The organism is Bradyrhizobium sp. USDA 336 (genome assembly GCF_044908355.1).
GTDB classification, from domain to species: domain Bacteria; phylum Pseudomonadota; class Alphaproteobacteria; order Rhizobiales; family Xanthobacteraceae; genus Bradyrhizobium; species Bradyrhizobium yuanmingense.
Genome location: NZ_JBIYDC010000002.1, coordinates 5980212 through 5996685 on the forward strand (window position 1 = coordinate 5980212; position 16474 = coordinate 5996685).

The 16474-nt window shown below is 63.6% G+C and carries 13 protein-coding genes and 1 tRNA gene; 6 read left to right on the forward strand and 8 right to left on the reverse strand.

Going from position 1 to position 16474, the window contains the following annotated elements; translation table 11 throughout:
- Positions 1-74: 74 nt before the first annotated feature.
- Positions 75-560, forward strand: coding sequence for a Crp/Fnr family transcriptional regulator (locus ABIA45_RS29055; RefSeq protein ID WP_036002505.1), 486 nt, complete (start codon positions 75-77; stop codon positions 558-560).
- On the opposite strand, the gene ABIA45_RS29060 is transcribed toward ABIA45_RS29055, so the two are convergent.
- A complete protein-coding gene (locus ABIA45_RS29060) occupies positions 499-1326 on the reverse strand; it encodes a metallophosphoesterase (protein ID WP_404654525.1) in 828 nt (275 codons plus the stop codon). The genes ABIA45_RS29055 and ABIA45_RS29060 overlap by 62 nt on opposite strands.
- Before the next feature lie 209 nt (positions 1327-1535).
- Between ABIA45_RS29060 and ABIA45_RS29065 the strand changes: the two genes are divergently transcribed.
- Both ABIA45_RS29065 and ABIA45_RS29070 read left to right on the forward strand, forming a co-directional pair.
- Complete coding sequence (locus ABIA45_RS29065; protein WP_404654526.1) at positions 1536-2222, forward strand: DNA-3-methyladenine glycosylase I; 687 nt, start codon at positions 1536-1538, stop codon at positions 2220-2222.
- Positions 2223-2424: 202 nt separating this feature from the next.
- A complete protein-coding gene (locus ABIA45_RS29070) occupies positions 2425-2718 on the forward strand; it encodes a hypothetical protein (protein WP_036024052.1) in 294 nt (97 codons plus the stop codon).
- A gap of 123 nt (positions 2719-2841) precedes the next feature.
- On the opposite strand, the gene ABIA45_RS29075 is transcribed toward ABIA45_RS29070, so the two are convergent.
- The 4 genes from ABIA45_RS29075 to ABIA45_RS29090 form a co-directional block, all read right to left on the reverse strand.
- The gene (locus tag ABIA45_RS29075; protein ID WP_404655770.1) at positions 2842-4302 is read right to left on the reverse strand and encodes a lipopolysaccharide biosynthesis protein; all 1461 of its coding nucleotides are present in this window, start codon (positions 4300-4302) and stop codon (positions 2842-2844) included.
- Positions 4303-4721: 419 nt separating this feature from the next.
- Positions 4722-6167, reverse strand: coding sequence for a sensor histidine kinase (locus ABIA45_RS29080; RefSeq protein ID WP_404654527.1), 1446 nt, complete (start codon positions 6165-6167; stop codon positions 4722-4724).
- Between the two features lie 103 nt (positions 6168-6270).
- A complete protein-coding gene (gene dinB / locus ABIA45_RS29085) occupies positions 6271-7371 on the reverse strand; it encodes a DNA polymerase IV (protein ID WP_074447598.1) in 1101 nt (366 codons plus the stop codon).
- A gap of 191 nt (positions 7372-7562) precedes the next feature.
- Positions 7563-9650, reverse strand: coding sequence for an acyltransferase family protein (locus ABIA45_RS29090; RefSeq protein WP_404654528.1), 2088 nt, complete (start codon positions 9648-9650; stop codon positions 7563-7565).
- A 149-nt stretch (positions 9651-9799) separates the two neighbouring features.
- On the opposite strand from ABIA45_RS29090, the gene ABIA45_RS29095 reads away from it, so the two are divergent.
- The 3 genes from ABIA45_RS29095 to ABIA45_RS29105 all read left to right on the forward strand — a co-directional run bounded on the left by ABIA45_RS29095 (position 9800) and on the right by ABIA45_RS29105 (position 11870).
- Positions 9800-10243, forward strand: coding sequence for a TspO/MBR family protein (locus ABIA45_RS29095; protein WP_404654529.1), 444 nt, complete (start codon positions 9800-9802; stop codon positions 10241-10243).
- A 95-nt stretch (positions 10244-10338) separates the two neighbouring features.
- Positions 10339-10548 carry a hypothetical protein gene (locus ABIA45_RS29100; RefSeq protein ID WP_157284847.1) on the forward strand — a complete coding sequence of 70 codons (210 nt, stop codon included), beginning with the start codon at positions 10339-10341 and terminating at the stop codon, positions 10546-10548.
- A gap of 668 nt (positions 10549-11216) precedes the next feature.
- Positions 11217-11870, forward strand: a complete 654-nt coding sequence (locus tag ABIA45_RS29105; protein WP_271541645.1) for a bifunctional 2-polyprenyl-6-hydroxyphenol methylase/3-demethylubiquinol 3-O-methyltransferase UbiG — start codon at positions 11217-11219, stop codon at positions 11868-11870.
- 294 nt (positions 11871-12164) lie between these two features.
- Here the strand turns inward: ABIA45_RS29105 and ABIA45_RS29110 are convergent.
- The 3 genes from ABIA45_RS29110 to ABIA45_RS29120 all read right to left on the reverse strand — a co-directional run bounded on the left by ABIA45_RS29110 (position 12165) and on the right by ABIA45_RS29120 (position 16473).
- A tRNA-Arg gene (locus ABIA45_RS29110) sits at positions 12165-12241 on the reverse strand.
- Positions 12242-12301: 60 nt separating this feature from the next.
- Complete coding sequence (locus ABIA45_RS29115; RefSeq protein ID WP_404654530.1) at positions 12302-13351, reverse strand: diguanylate cyclase; 1050 nt, start codon at positions 13349-13351, stop codon at positions 12302-12304.
- Positions 13351-16473 carry an EAL domain-containing protein gene (locus tag ABIA45_RS29120; protein WP_404654531.1) on the reverse strand — a complete coding sequence of 1041 codons (3123 nt, stop codon included), beginning with the start codon at positions 16471-16473 and terminating at the stop codon, positions 13351-13353. The genes ABIA45_RS29115 and ABIA45_RS29120 overlap by 1 nt, the downstream gene beginning before the upstream one ends.
- Position 16474 lies beyond the last annotated feature (1 nt).

The following is a 16474-nucleotide window of genomic DNA, read 5'->3' on the forward strand; positions in this document are numbered from 1 at the left end:
GGCTCTCTGCCGATTGCCGCCTGGCTTGGATCGTGCTCTAGTCTTCCGGCGTTGTGTACGGGAGCGTTCGCACCATGCGCGCAGTCCTCGATTATTGCACCGGCGGAACGGAGCGGCAGCTTGCCGCCGGCACCATCATCGTCGCCGAGGGTGGCACCTCCGGCCATCTCTACGTGCTGATGCAAGGTAGGCTCGAGGTGCTCAAGGGCGAGATGGTGGTCGCCACCGTCACCGAGCCCGGCGCGGTGTTGGGTGAGATGTCCGTGCTGCTGGGCCAGCCGCACACCGCAACGGTACGGGCCTGCTCCGACGCCATCGTCTACGAATTCGAGGATGCCGCCGCGTTCCTCGAGAGGGAGCCGGGCGTGGCGCTGCTGATCGCAAAAATGCTGGCGCAGCGGCTCAACGTCGCCAACACCTACCTCGCCGATCTGAAGCGGCAATATGCCGGCCACGGCACGCATCTGGCAATGGTCGGCGAAGTGCTCCAGAGCATGATCAACCTGCCGCCGGCTGAGGTTTCGCCAGGCTCGGATCGGCAATCCGATCCAAGAATGTGAGCCAGTCGGGCGGCGCCTCGATGGGGGTGGCGGGCCGCCGCAGCGGCGCCTTCAGGTCGATCCATTGCGCCTCGCCGGCCGCCAGCCAGAATGCCTTGTCGGCATCGAGATCGAGCACGATGCAGGTCGGGGGACGGCCAGGTTGCAGGCCCGTGTTGAAGACCCAGGTCTGGCCCAGCCGGTCGAACCACGATCCATTGCTGATGAAGGGCGATTGATGCACATGGCCCGAGATCACCATCGACGGCTGGTATTGCATGATCCACTGCGCCAGCTCGACGTCGCCGAAGAAGCGCTTGCCGCCCCAGCTCGTCGGTGAATCCGCCGGCGGCGCATGATGCGCCCAGATCCAGCGCTGCGGCCTGATGGCTCCGGCATCGCGCAACTGCTCGATGAGGCGTTGCTTGACCTGGGGTCCGTCCCACCACGGGCACACCGTGAACAGGGTATCGCCGACCGTCAGGCCGTCGCCGTCGCAGGCGATGCCGAGCTCGCGCACCTCCGAGATCCAGCGCGAGATCTTCTCGCCTTCGGCGTTGCGCTCGTCGAGATCGTGATTGCCGGAGCAGAGGATCACGCGGGTCGTCGCGGCCAGCAGCGCGAGATACTTCTTCACCACCAGGATCTGGGCGCGGAAATCCACCATCGAGCCGACGTCGAGCGCGTCGCCGGCGAAGATCACGAGGTCGAATTGCGGCGCCGCGCTGACCAGCCAGTCGAGCTGCGGCAGCGAATAGTGCAGGTCGGCCACGACCAGGCAGCGCATGGAAAATCCGACGGCCAGAGAGCAAAATGTCAGGGAATTCCAAAAACGGCATAAAGCAAGAAGCAGACCAGCCCGGCCGCCCCTTTGCATCAATCCAATGAGCGACAGCATGCTGCGTCCCGTCGCAGAGCGCAAGGGGCGGCAATGCGGGGGCTGGACCGGATCGCCGAATTCTGGTGTCGTGGCCTGCTCTCAACACCTGTGTTCACATGACCTCCTTCAAGACCATTCGCGCCCGCGCCGAAAAGCGCAAGGGCGGGCCCAAGGCGCTGGACAAGTTGATGCCGGCCGAGCCGGACCTCAAGCAGCTGGCCAAGCTCGGCGACGATCGTATCCTCGCCGAAATGACCAAGCGGGTGTTCTGCGCCGGCTTTGCCTGGAGCGTGATCGATTCCAAATGGGACGGCTTTGAGCAGGCCTTCCTGCATTTCCGGCCCGCCAAGCTCACCTTCCAGCCCGAAGACTATTGGGAGGGCCTATTGCGCGACGCGCGCATCGTGCGCAACGGTGCCAAGATCATGTCGGTGCGCGACAACGCCGCCTTCGTGCAGGAGATCGCGAAGGAGCACGGCAGCTTCGGCAAGTTTCTGACGAAATGGCCGTCCTCCGACGAGATCGGCCTGCTCGATCTCCTCAACAAACGCGGCAGCCGGCTGGGCGGCAACACCGGCCAGATGTTGCTCCGCTTCGTCGGCTGGGACGGCTTCGTGACGTCGAAGGACGTCGTGGCCTGCCTGCGCGCTGCCGGTCTCGACATCGCCGAGGAGGTCAAGTCGAAGGGCGATCTCGCCAAGGTGCAGGCGCAGTTCAACGCTTGGGCCGAGGAGACCGGCCTGCCGTACACATATCTGTCACGCATCTGCGCGCTGTCGGTCGGCGAGAACAGCAGCGAGTAGCGCGTCGATCGACAGATCGTGTGCATCCTGTGGCGATCTTGTGCTGCGAACGCGGCCGATGAAACCCGCGATCACGAAATACATTTCGCAGGAACATTTATCCGCAGCACCTGTTCGGGACTCTGAGCCAGGCGCATAAGGGCGCAGGGAATGCTCGCTCCCGCCTGGCTCGATGAAACCGGATACAACAACGGAGCAGTCCATGAAGCTCACATCTGAACAGGTGAAGCAGACCGTCAACCAGCTCGGCGCTCAGGTGCTGCCCGACGAACATCCGGCGATGCCGCAGCTCAACAGCATGTTCGGCGAGCACACCTTCTTCGTCGACGAGATGGGCCTCAAGGTGCTCGAGCCGACGGGGTCGCTCGGCAGCGACCGCCAGAGTGGCGAAGTCGTCAGCCTCGCTGATTGGGGCGATTCCGACCTGACGCGCCTGATGGCGCATGAGCCCGAACCGACCGGCGTGATCGTGGTGTTCGAGCATGTGAGGCATTGAGCAGCCCGACGGGACGTTTTGGAGACACGTGCGCCACGGCACTCCCGTGGCGCGCGGCTTTGGCGTGACTGGTGACGTGGTGATCAGCTCTACCGTCTTGCGAACGGTCTGGTGCCGATCGTATTATCTGCCGCGAATGCTCTGTGCGTAGCGCCACATTTCTCCGCGACAGGCCGGAAACAGCGCAACGATCGTGAGCGAAACCGCATATGAAAGGGAGAAGCAGGCTGCCAATTCCGGGATCCCTCCGATCGAACGCGCCAGCAGCCAGCGATGCAGCAGAGACACCGTCACCACGGAAGCGAGCGCTCCGGCGAGATGAGGCCCGACCACTTTCATGAGGTCTCGATGATGCACCGGGCCGCGTCTCCCAATCAGCCACCACAGGATGGGCGTGCGCACGCACTCGCTGATGGAATATGCGCTGGCGACGCCGACTGGTCCGAACGGCAGCCCGCATATGAAGGCGAGAATCGATGTTGAGACGTTGAACAGGCCCCATCGCATGTATTCCTTGGCGCGGCCCTGGCTGAGGAAAAGCCAGTTGGCGGGGCTGTTGCTGGTCTGCAGCAGACCGGCGATGCTGAGGGCGACGAAGATCGGCGCAGCCTCGCTCCATTGGTCGCCGAGCAGGGTTTCGACCAGCGTATCGGCGGTCGCGATCATGAAGCCGACGCCAGGCAACACGAGCAGGAGCGCCGGCAGCACCGCGCGACGGAACGAATCCCGATAGCGCTCCGGCTCCTTCAGCAGGCCCGACAGCGTCGGCAGCATGATTCGCACCATCGGATTGCTGACTTGCTGAAGCGGAAACAGCAGCAACCGGTAGGCGCGGTTATACGCGCCAAGCGAGGCAGCCCCCCAGACCTTGCCGATCAACACCCCGTCGGTATTGCGGGACAGGAACTCGGCAAGATTGTAGCCGGTCACGCCGAGCCCGAAGTTCAGCATGTCGCGTGCAGCCTTGATCGAGCCGGGCCTCGACGGCAACCATCCCGAACTTAGCCACGCGCCGCTCGCGAGCACCAGACCTGATGTCAGGCTGCCGGCGAGAATGGCCCAATAGCTGTGATAGACGTACGCGACCGCGGCAGAGGTCAGTAATCCAGTCAGTGCGGCCGCGGACTCCAGGCCTGCCAGCGTCCAGAATCTCATCTGTCGCGTCAGCAACGACAAATGCTGGACGTCAGCGCCGCTGAGCAGCAACGTGACGCTCATACCAGATGTCAGTGGGGCGAGATTTGGCGCGCTGTAGAACCTGGCGACGAGCGGCGATAGCGCCACCTGTGTGGCCGCCAGTAGCGCGCCGACCGAGAGGTTCACCCAGAACAGCGCACTCAGCTCGTTGTGCGTCAACTCGTCCTTCTGCACGGTCGCGTGTCCAAGACCGAGATCCTGGAACAGCACCGCGAAGGCGAGCACCGGCGAAGCCATTGCATAAGTACCAAAGTCGACTGGCGTCAGTAGGCGCGAGAGCAGGATCACAGATCCGGTCTGCGTCGCTACACGCACGACCTGAGTGACGATCGCAGCGAGCGCACCTTTCCGTACGTTCCGGGACTGCTCGTCCTCGGACAAGCGCATGTTGAGTTGAGTCACGATCAGCTCCTCGAGCGGCGAACAACGAAAATTTCAAGCGCAGTTCGAAAGCAAGACGGTGAATCAAACGACAGTTTATCTTTTCGATTTCATGCGATTGGCGCTTCACTCATGTGCGATCAACCGGACGCCCCTCATGCGCGGATCACCGCACGAGAGGGACATCGAGGCTATCGCGCGTGAGCAGCGTCGCGAAACGCCGACGACTATCCGTCAGTACGTGTCAATTGAATGGCGCGACCAAACTGCGTTCGCAAAAAACTTTACGTCGATCGCGCTCGAACGAACAGCCAATGGAGTGCATCTTGCTCAGAGCAGCGCGTCGAAACCGAAAAAGAGGCTGGTCTGTCAGCTTCACGTCAGGCAGTGCCTCGAAGATCGACACAGAACCGCTCGCAATAGTGTCAAACCTCTAGTCTTCGCGGTTCTCTTGCAACGTGCTCTTCAACGGGAATTTCGATGACGATCTGAGTTCCCGGACTCGCCTTGCTCTCGAGCAGCAAGCGCCCGTTGAGCGATGAGGTGACGAGATTGAACGCGATGTGCAGTCCCAGACCGGCATTGCCTTTCTCGCGGCTTGTCGTGACGAATGGATCGAAGATGTGCGCCTGCAGGTGGTCAGGGATTCCGACGCCTTCATCAGCGCAGACAAGGCGGACTGATGTCGGATTCGGTTGGCTGACCGTGATCACGAACCGGCCGCCTCTCTTGTCGGGATACGCATGCACTGCAGTGTTGAGGGCGAGATTGCTGATCACCTGAGCAAGCGCTCCGGGATAGCTGTTGAGCTTGATTCCCGCCGGGCAGTGTACCTCCACGGTCAGGGCATGATGCGACAGCAATGGCCCGAGCCGGGACATCAACTCCGATAGCCAATCCCTGAGCTCGAAACTGCGCCGGTCCTCATCGGCTTGATGGACCGCGACCTGCCTGAAGCTGTGCACCATTTCGGATGCTCGGTGCAGATTTTCGAAGGTCAGGTTGAGCCCCTGCTTGAGCCGGTCAATGCCCTTGGTTAGATCGGACCGCCGGACCGATGCTCCGCCCAATGCATCACTCATCGTTTGCAGGTCATCCTGCATGGCCGTCGAAGTCGTCAAGGCGAGGCCGAGTGGGGTGCTGACCTCGTGAGCGACACCTGCCACCAATTGCCCGAGCGAGGCGAGCTTTTCCGCCTGCACGAGATGCTCCTGGGTCGCGCGCAGATCGCGCAACGATTTCTCGGAGCGTTCCTTTTCGCGTTGAAGCGCCTCGGATGTCCGGAACTGCTTTCGCGCCCGATACTCGCGCGCAGCCACCGCGTAGAGCGACAATGCGTAGGCGTTGCCGACGAGAGAGTGGTTGATGAAGCTCAGGCCGGTCGGCATTGTCGACGCGAATGTCTCGGCGACCAGCAACGCCACCCACGACAGCAGGCAGAAGATCGCCAGCGAGCCGATCCGCAAGGGCAGCATGGTCGAGACGAACAGTATGATCATCATCATGCCGGGCGCGGCAAAGGTGAAGCCCGAGGGAAGCACGAGATAGATGCTCGGCAGAATGCAGCCGGGGATGACGCAATAGATGAGAAAGATCGTCTCCGCCCATGGCTTCATCCGGCGCCGCGACAGCAGCGCCGTCAGCGGGAGCAGGATGAACACGGCGGTTCCGCCGCGGATTGCGAGCGTGGTCGGCACGACTTCGGGGTAGAGCACCCAATCCCAGAGCGTGTAGCTGGCATAGGTGGCGGCGCCGAGCAGCATCGCGATCTGCGTCCATCCGAGACTGCCCCGGACATATTGGTCGACAAACCGGCGTTCCTCGATGCGGTCTTCGAAGCGCAGTCCGAGGCGTATCAATAAGGCAAGCATCCAAACTCAATCGCGAAAAGTCATGTCTGGTGTATCTACGACAGGTTTGGCGCCGCGTCGCGGATAAAGATGCCGCGTTCACCGAAGGGGCCTCAAGCCGCGTTCAGATGCCCAGCGTCAGCTGCGGCTCCGACTCGCCGGCGGCGTGGAGCGACGACAGCGAGACCCCCAGCAGCCTGACGCGCTTGGGCAGCGGCATCTCGGCTTCGAGCAGACCGCAGGCCAGCCGCTCCAGATCGTCGCGTCCGGCAACGGCCGCCGCGACGGATCGGCTGCGCGTGATGATCTCGAAATCGGCGAACTTGATCTTCAGGGTGACGGTGCGGCCACGATTGCCCGTCGCCTCGCAATGCCGCCAGACCTTGTCGACGAGCGGCCTTAGCTCGGCGGCAAGCGCGTCGAACGCATCGAGGTCGGTCGAGAACGTGTTCTCCGCGCCGACCGATTTGCGGATCCGGTTGGCGCGGACCGGCCGCTCGTCGACTCCGCGTGATATCCAATAATAATACGCGCCCGACTTGCCGAAATTCGCGTTCATGAACTCCAGCGATTGGTTGCGGATGTCCCGGCCGGTGAACAGGCCGAGCGCGTTCATCTTCGCCGCCGTCGCCGGACCGATGCCGTGGAATTTGCCGACCGGCAGCGGCTCGACGAAGGCCGGCCCCATCTCCGGCGAGATCACGAACTGGCCGTTGGGCTTGCGATGATCGGACGCGAGCTTGGCCAGAAACTTGTTGTAGGAGATACCCGCCGACGCGGTGAGGCCGGTCTCGGCCTTGATCTTCGCGCGGATCTCGAGCGCGATGTCCCGCGCCAGCGGGATGCCTTGCAGGTTCTCCGTCACGTCGAGATAGGCTTCGTCCAGCGACAGCGGCTCGATGACGGGCGTGTGCTCGGCAAAGATGTCGCGGATTTGCCTGGAGATCGCCTTGTAGACCTCGAAGCGCGGCCTGACGAAGATCAGGTCGGGACATTGCCGCTTCGCCGTCACCGACGGCATGGCCGAGCGAACGCCGAACTTGCGCGCCTCGTAGCTCGCGGCAGCAACGACGCCGCGTTCCGCCGAGCCGCCGACCGCGACCGGCTTGCCGCGCAGCTCCGGATTGTCGCGCTGCTCCACCGATGCATAGAACGCATCCATGTCGATATGGATGATCTTGCGCACGGGCGAGGGCTCGCCGGTCGTCGGGTCGGATTCGCTCATCGCAAGATGATACAATCGCGCGGGGAGATGCGCGAGCCGAGGATGCTTCCGTCGATCAGGCGGTTGAATTTGAGCTGCACTATCGCGGCAGGGCAAAGCCATCTCAGGCTTGCGACGACAGCCGCTCGTCAGTTCCGTTCAGTCGAGATAGTTTCGTCTCGGCCGCGATCGCTTGGGAGAGGCGGAGGCTCTTACTTGCCACGGATGAACTCGAGGAGCTGGCTTGAGGCTCCGTCGCCAACGCGCTGCGCACCTGCGATCGTGAGGTGATTGACGTCCCAATAGAGCCAGAGGCCGTCCATGGCGGTCGGACACTCGGCTTCTCCGCACAAATAACGTTCTGGATAGAGCAGAAAGATCTGGTTCGGGTAGCGGCTCCGGATCTCCTCGAGCATGGCATGGAATTCGCGATTGTCGGCCTGCACGCGATCGAGGGGCACGGCAGGACAGGGCTTGCTTGGTGCGTGCCAGAGGGGGCCCGGTGCGAAGCGGGACATCGGGCTGCGGCAGCCCGGCTCGACTCCGGGCGCTATGATCAGGATGCGCCGTCCGCTGCCGCCGAGCTCATGGATCGTGTTCTCGATGCCGGCCCGCCAGACTTGCAGGGCCGGTGCATCGACCTCCGGCGCGAACTCGTTGCGGAGCGCATTGCCGTAAGTCATCCAGGATTGGCTGAGCACGATTGGAGCCTGGTTCTGCCTGATCGCGGCGAGATAGGTATCGCGCTGGCGTTTGCAGTCCTGCGAGCCGTCGAAAGCTGTTCGCACGAGGCCGACGAGCAACGGACAACCTTCGGCCGTATAGGCCTCTCCCCGGACGGCGGCGCGCTTTGCCGCCGGGTCCAGCGCAGCGACATAGTGCTCGGCGAAGGAGTCGCCGAGCACTTGCACGCCAACGGGATCGCTCAACGAACCGAAGGCACATTTAGATTGTGCGCTCTTGGCGCACGGCCAGAAGCCGAATCGCTGCAGATCGGCGATCTCGCGGGCCTCTGCCGGGAGCCGCCATGGCCAGCCATCTTGACGATTGGCCACAAATGCAACAACCGCGAGCGCGACGATCGTCGCAGCGGCGGGGCCGGCGACTCGCAACAGTGACGAGCGACCCGCGCGATACGGCTGTTCGATCAGCCGATACATCAGCGCAGCCAGCGCCATCGCGAGGGCGACGATCAGCACTTTAACCGCAACCGACTTGGCGTCGTCGCCCATGATGTAGTTTGCGTAGACGATCAGGGGCCAGTGCACGAGGTAGAGCGAGTAGGACACCAGCCCGATCCCCGTACTCAGCGGATTGGTCAGGACAGGCGAAAGGACGTGACGCTCGCCCGCCAAGATCACGCAGGCTGCACCCAGGCATGGGATGAGGGCCGTCGCGCCAGGGAAGGAGGTCGCATTGTCAAAGCTGACGACCGCGTAAGCGATCAAGGCGAATCCGGCGGCAGCCAACAGCGAGCGCGCTCCGGCCGAGAAGGTCAGCCTCTGCTCCGCAAAGACGACCAGGGCTCCGATCGCAAATTCGAAGGCGCGACAGGTCGGCAGGTAGAAAGCACCCGAGCTGTCGGTTGCGAGTGTCGCTTGCGCGACGCCAAGCGAAAGGATTGCAATGCCAAGAATGAGCAAAGGCAGTGCGCGACCGAGTTGTCTGCGTCCCAGCAGAATGAAGACGGGCCAAAACAGATAGAATTGCTCCTCGACAGCCAGCGACCAGAAGTGAAGTACGGGGCTGGGATCGGTCGAGCTGGCAAAATATGCGTGGCTGCCGCGCCAGAAATAGAAATTCGAGACCGATACCAGCGTAGCCACGACGTCTTGAGTCAGGCCCTTGAAAAGCTCCGGGGAGAACCAGAGGCCGCCGACGGCCAAAATGCCGATGATGGTGACGATTGCTGCGGGAAAGAGGCGCCGGATGCGGCGCTCGTAAAATCGGGGAATCGAAAATTCGCCGCGATCAGCCTCGCTGAGAATGATCCGAGAGATCAGATAGCCGGACACGACGAAAAACAGGTCGACCCCGACAAAGCCGCCGCCGAACGGCGGAACGTCCAGGTGATAGAAGAATACGCTCAAGACGGCGATCGCCCGGAGCCCGTCAATGTCGTGTCGATGGAATAGCTTTGTAACCAAGTGCTGGATCCACTGGCGGCGGTTCGTCCGACTGCGGATACACGCGCGCCGCTTGCCTTTAGCGCGCCTGCATGCGTTCCTCAACTGCGGAACGGGCTGAGTTCTCCCCCGATCGGCCCGTCGCAGTCGGACCGTCTCCGTCAGAGCCGGCAACCCATCCGGCGCGGCTGCGAAAAGCAGGACGTTGCCATGCCGCTCAGCGCATCGCTTCTCGTCGCTCGGCCGCAGCTGCGCCAGGCATCGTGTAGGATTCGCTCATGGCAAGATGATACAATCCGGTGATGAGAAGCGCGGGGTGATGGATGTTTCAGTTGTTGATTTTCGTCGCGGGTGTGGTCGGCATTGGCTGGCTGATCGGCGCGACCAATCCCCCCGGTGCGTGGTATGCGAGCCTTGCCAAGCCCGGCTTCGTTCCGCCGAACTGGGCGTTCCCGATCGCCTGGACGATCCTTTACGTCCTGATCGCTGTTGCGGGATGGCGAACCTTTCGCCGTGAACCCAGGGGCAAGGCGATGCTGGCCTGGGCGGCGCAAATGGCGCTGAATTTCATCTGGTCTCCCGTCATGTTCACGATGCACCAGATCGGCGCCGCGCTCGTCATCCTCATCGGCCTGTTCGTCGCGATCGTAACTTACATTGCCGTTGAGATGTCACGCGACAGGCTGGCCGCCGCCTTGTTCGTGCCCTACGCCGCCTGGGTCGCGTTCGCCGGCGTGCTCAATGCGGCGATCTGGCGATTGAATTGAGGCGTTCACTTGAGAGTTCTTCAAAGAAGAATCTCAGGCTTGTGAGTGGCAAGCATGGCCGCGAAACCTAATATGTGCCCGCGGAGGACAAGCCAATGCAATACAGCTCCGAGCTCATTCACACGATGCGTCAAGCGCTGGAGACCGTGATGGCGAGCGTACCCGCCCATCAATCGGTGTTCGGCCTGAAGGCTGCCGTCGCCGAATGCATCCTGAACGCCGCCGCACACGGCCAGACCTCATATGACGGGCTGGTGACGTCCGCCTCCGACCAGATCCAGGCGATCGTCGCGATGCTGACGTGAGGGCGAGGCAGGTGGTACTTGGCCAGGTGATACTTGGCCAGGTGATACTTGTCCGTGATGCTTGGCAACCTCTGCCTGTCTGAGCGCGTCACGGCGCTGACGTAAGCTGGTCTGCAACATGCTGGCAACTATGCCCGCCGCCGCGCCGACACCCGCTAGGCACGCGGTGATAACTTGCTGCGTCGTCCGATCGGTCGGCGGCTTCTCCAGCATCTCCATGACCTGAGCGAGCGAAATCGGTCACGCGAAGTGGACGGTGCAGCCTGCAATGGCAACGCAGCAGGAAGCGCAGCGGCGAAGGTGACGAGGCGACCGCGAATTTGGTCGGAAGACGGGACATGAGCTATGAATGCGTGCAATACACGGGTCAGGCTTGGCGCAGGAGTCTCTACAACGGGTCCATCGGCGACGAGCGTGCACGTTGTCGATCCGAAGCTTCGAAAACGTACAGCGAATATCAAAAAGGGCAGATACCAATCGCGAAACGTGAGTCAGCCGATGGAAAACCAACAGGCCTTGCGGCGTCCTGCGAACAACTCGTTGTCGAAGAAAAGGCGGCCGGCCGAAATCCGGTTCGAATAGCGTTCGCAGCTGTCACTCTCATAGGTAGGCTCAGGGCATTCGCCGATCCCGCGTCCGCTTCGCCGACTGCAAAAGGAGCGTTATCTATGAGCACCGCGAGCGACGCCCGTTTCTGGGACAGGTCGTCACGGAAATATGCCAAGAGTGCGGTCGCGGATCCGGCTGGATATGAGCGCACGCTCGATCGGACCAGTGCCTTGCTAAAGCCGGGCGACCGGGTGCTTGAGCTGGGCTGCGGAACCGGGACGACGGCGCTGAGGCTCGCAGCCGATGTGCAAAGCTATCTTGCGACGGACTTTTCCGCCGAGATGATCGAGATCGCCAGGGAGAAGCACGGCGCCTCCTCCATCCCGGGGCTTGCCTTCCAGACCGGGACGGTGGAGACGCTCGCCCCTGAGGCCGGGCCGTTCGATGCGGTCCTGGGCTTCAACTATCTCCACCTGGTCCGCGACCTGCCCGGCACCTTGCGGCGCATCAATGCGCTGCTCGCACCGGAGGGCCTGTTCATTTCGAAGACGCCGTGCCTCGGGGACATGAACCCGCTCATCCGGCTAGCGTTGCTGCCTGCAATGCGCGCGATCGGCATGGCGCCTTATGCCGGTGCTTTCCGGGCATCGGAGCTGGGCGAACTGATGGAGGCCGCGGGCTTCGAGATTCTAGCCACGGAAAACCACGCGACCAAAGGCAACGAGGCCCGGCCATATATCGCGGCGCGCAAGCGCCAAGGCAGGATGCGATGAAGCTGCCGAGCGGGCCAGTCTGTCGACGCTGCGATCCACGCAGTGCCGCTCGACCAGGATGTCTGGCAATGATCGCATGGGAGATCGCTGCCGGACCTACGGAGAGCCGTCAAGGCTCGCGCTGCGTGCGACCGACTTCGTCGGCTCGCGGTCTTGACTGCGCTCCGCTAGTCCGGCTCTCTTGCCGCCGCTGGATTGCGCGCCACTTGACGACTATGCGCGTGCAAGCATGCACTTTCCCCTGCGATCTTGACTCAGATTGCCTGGCGCTGCTTACCGGACCGAACTAGGAATTGGCGCACCCGACACGATTCGAACGTGTGACCTTTGCCTTCGGAGGGCAACGCTCTATCCAGCTGAGCTACGGGTGCAGAGAGGCCTGATGTAGCCGATTGGCGCGGGGCGGGCAACCGCTTCTCGCAGGATCAAGCTCAAGCCGTTTTGCGCCTGACCAGGGCCGGAACCGCCTCTCCGTCGCGGGTGGCGATTTCGGCAAGCACCCGGTCGGCGCAGATGACGCGGTTGCGGCCGAGGCGTTTGGCGGCATAGAGCGCCTCGTCGGCCGCGCCGAGCAGCCGGTCGGGGCCGCCGTCGGCACCGCCGGGAATATGGCTTGCGACGCCGACGCTGAGGGTAACGTGGTCGCCGGCGCCGATCGCGCCATGGGCGATCGCCAAGGCCATCACGGCGCAGCGGATCGCCTCGGCCACCATGCAGGCGCTGTCGCAATCCATGTCGGGGAGGATCAGCGCAAACTCCTCGCCGCCATAGCGGCTGGCGAGGTCGAGCGGGCGCACCGCGTGCCGGTTGACGACGGACGCGACCGCGCGCAGGCACTCGTCGCCGCTCTGATGGCCGTGCTGGTCGTTGAACAGCTTGAAATGATCGACGTCGACGAACAGCAGCGCCAGCGGCTTCTGCGTGCGCTGGGCGCGGGCCCATTCGCCGAGCAGCATCTGGTCGAAGGCGCGGCGGTTCGACAGGCCGGTCAGCCCGTCCTTGGTGGCGAGCTCCTTCAGCGCCATCTCGGCGCGTTTCTGGTCGGTGAGGTCGCGCAGCGTCTCCACCACCGCGATCAGGTTGCCGGCCTCGTCGTGGATAGGCCCGGCGTCGATGGCGAGATAGAGCTGGCTGCCGAGCTTGGGCATCACGCACCAGTTCTCCGCGGAGAAGCCGAGGCCGTTGTGGCCGCGCACGGCATACTCCGAATAGTACTCCGGCAACTGCTCGGGCCGGTCGAGGGCGACGAGGTCGGCAAGGCAAGGGCGCTTCGTCTCGTAGAACGCCTGCCAGTGCTTGCTGGTGCCGATCACTTCGGCGGCTCCGACGCCGGTCAGCCGCTCGCAAGCCCTGTTCCAGATCACGACGCGGCGCTTCGGGTCGATCACGAAGGTCGGCACCACGAGGTGCTGCATCAGCCGCACGGCGTAGGAATCGGCGACATCGAGCGTCTTCGCAGCGTTCTTGCGCGACTTCGGCATCAGGCCACCGCAGCCACGGGCAAGGCCCCGGGCGAGCCATCGCCGGCGCCGAACAGCTTGCGCACCTCGCTGGCAGGCTTCGGTGCACTGAACAGATAGCCCTGCATTTGCGTGCAGCCGAGCGCGCGCAGCATGTCGCGCTGCGCTTCGGTCTCGACGCCCTCAGCGACCGTGGTCATGCTGCTGGCGGCCGCGATGTTCACCACCGCCTGCACGATGACGGGCGAGCCGGTGGCCTCGGCGATGTCGACGACGAAGCAGCGGTCAATCTTGATCTTGTCGAACGGGAAGCGCTTCAGATAGCTCAGCGAGGAATAGCCGGTGCCGAAATCGTCGAGCGCGATGCGCACGCCGATCGACCGCAACTGGTGCAGGATCGAGAGCGCCGCCTCGTCGTCGCGGATCAGCACGGCCTCGGTGATCTCGAGCTCGAGCCGACGCGGGTCGAGCCCGGAGGCGGCAAGCGCGCCCGCAATCCGAAGCGCCAGCGTGTCGCATTTGAGCTGCACGGGCGAGACGTTGACCGCGACGCGCACATGCGCCGGCCAGGTCGCGGCCTCGTTGCAGGCCATGCGCAGCACCCAGTCGCCGAGTTCGTTGATCAGGCCGGTGTCCTCGGCGACCGGAATGAACTCGGCCGGCGACACCATGCCGCGCTCGGGATGGCGCCAGCGCAGCAGCGCCTCGCAGCCGGACACCTCGTTGGTGCGCAGGTCGACCAGGGGCTGATAGTGGATCTCGAAGCCGCCGTTCACCAGCGCCTGGCGCAAATCCTGTTCCATGCTGAGGCGCGCCTTGGCGCTCGCGTCCATCGCCGGCTCGAAGAAGCGGTGGGTGCGGCGGCCTTCGGCCTTGGCGCCGTACATCGCGAGGTCGGCGTTCTTGATGAGTTGATCGAGGTCCGAGCCGTCCTGCGGCGCCAGCGCAATGCCGATGCTGGCATCGGTCGAGAGCTGGTGGCCGAGGCAATGATAGGGCTGGCGGATCGCCTGGTAGATCTTCGTCACGAAGGACAGCACGTCCGCGGGGGACTGGATCCCGGTCTGGATCACCGCGAACTCGTCGCCGCCGAGCCGCGCGATCAGGTCGCCCTGCGTCAGGCAACCGCGCAGCCGGGCCGCGATCGCCTTCAACAGCTCGTCGCCGACATGGTGGCCGAGCGAATCGTTGATGCCCTTGAATTCGTCGACGTCGATGTAGAGCAGCGCGAATTGGCAGCCGTCCGCGACATGCGCAAGCTGGCGTTCGATCTGCTCGCGGAACAGCGTGCGGTTCGGCAGGTCGGTCAGCGCATCGTAATGCGCCATATGCGCGATCTTCTCGTCGGCACGCCGACGCTCGGTGACGTCGTCGATGACGTGAATGAGGTAGCGCGGTTCGCCGGCTTCATCGCGGAGGCCGATCCGGGTCGAGGTAATGTAGCGCAGGCCCATGCCGGGCATCTGCCAGGCGTGCTCGTCCTTGAACAATCCGTTGGCCGATGCCAGCGCCCTGCTGTCGTCCTCGGTGATGTGGGCAGCGGCCGCCTCGGGGAAGATGTCGAAGGCGGTCTTGCCGACGACGTCCTGGCGGGAGTGACCGAACAGCTGTTCGGCGACGACGTTGAGCAAGAGATATTGCCGGGTCCGGGCATCCTTCACGGTGATCTGCGAGGGGATATGGTCGATGATCTCGCGCAGGAAGGTGTAGTTGCGGTCGCGCTCCTGTTCGAGCTTGCGGCGCTCGGTGATCTCTTCGATGGTGGCGACCCATCCGCCCTGTGCGAGCGGCGTGTTGATGACCTGAAAGGCGCGGCCATTGGCCAGTTGATGGGTCAGCGTCGCGACTGTGCCCTCGGCGGCGACCCGCATGACCTCGGCGCAGAAGGCCTCGACGTCGCCGTCGAAGGCGCCGCGCTCCTTGCGATGATACATCGCCTCACGGATGTGACAGCCGGGCTTGATGACGTCGTGCGACAGGCCGAACATGTCGGCGTAGCGGCGGTTGCAGGTGACGATGGTGCCGCACGCGTCGTACAGGACCAGCCCCTGCGACATGTTGTTGAGGGCAGTATCGAGCCGCAGCCGCTCCGCCTCGATCCGCTGCTGGGCCTCGCGGTTCTGCTGGTTGATCTGGCGAATGATCAGATAGAGGATCAGCGCGATTACGCCGGCCGAGAAGCCTGCCGTTGTCACCAAGAAGCCGGTTTGCTGCCGCCAGTCCGCAAGTGCCGCTGCCGTGGTACTGGTGGCGATGATGACCAGCGGGAAATGCGTCAGCGACGCAGCCGAGCCGAGCCGCTCCTCACCGGTGACGGGGCTCCTGCCGCGGAGCGTCTGCTGACCGCCTTCGGCCAGCGCTTTCTGCATCAGCGGCCCGTCCTTGAAGTTCCGCCCGATCAGCTCCTCGGCGTGCGGATAGCGCGCCAGCATCTTGCCCTCGCGATCGAGCAGCGAGATGGCCGTGCCGTCGGCGAGCGCGACCGACGCGAAATATTGCTGGTAGCTGTTTGGGTCGATCCGCCGCACCATGGCGCCGAGGAATGTGCCGTCCGCGCCGCGCAGCCGGCGTGCGACGACCGTGGTCCATTTGCCGATGATGAGGCTGCGGACCGATTCCAGGATGACCGGCTCGGCCGCCGGGTTGAACTTGAACGACTGGAAATAGGCGCGCGCGGAGATGTTGATCTTGGGCAGCGGCTGGGCCCGCGACCAGTTGATCAGATCGCCCTCGGCATCGTAGATCGCGATGTCGCCGAGATACGACACGGAGCTGATATTGCCGCGCAGCATCTGGTTTGCCGCAGGCCCGGACATGCGCTCGCGGAACGTCGCAGGCGAGGTGATCTCAGGCAGGTTCATCTGCCCGATCAGGTCGGCGGCAACGACCTCGGAATCCTCGAATTGCTGATCGAAATGCCGCGCGATCAGCTTCACCGTGTTTTCAAGCTCGCGTTCGCGGTTGGCGAGGGTCCGCTCGCGAAACTCGCCGATGGCAACGGCCGTGGCGATGAAGATGCCGGCCACCAGAAACACGCCGCACAGGGTCAGCCACAGGACAGGACCACGGCGCGCCAAGGCCTCCCAGCCGTTTCTCGCGGCTCGAGACATTCCGGCTGCTACGCTGGCAAAGACCTGGCGCATT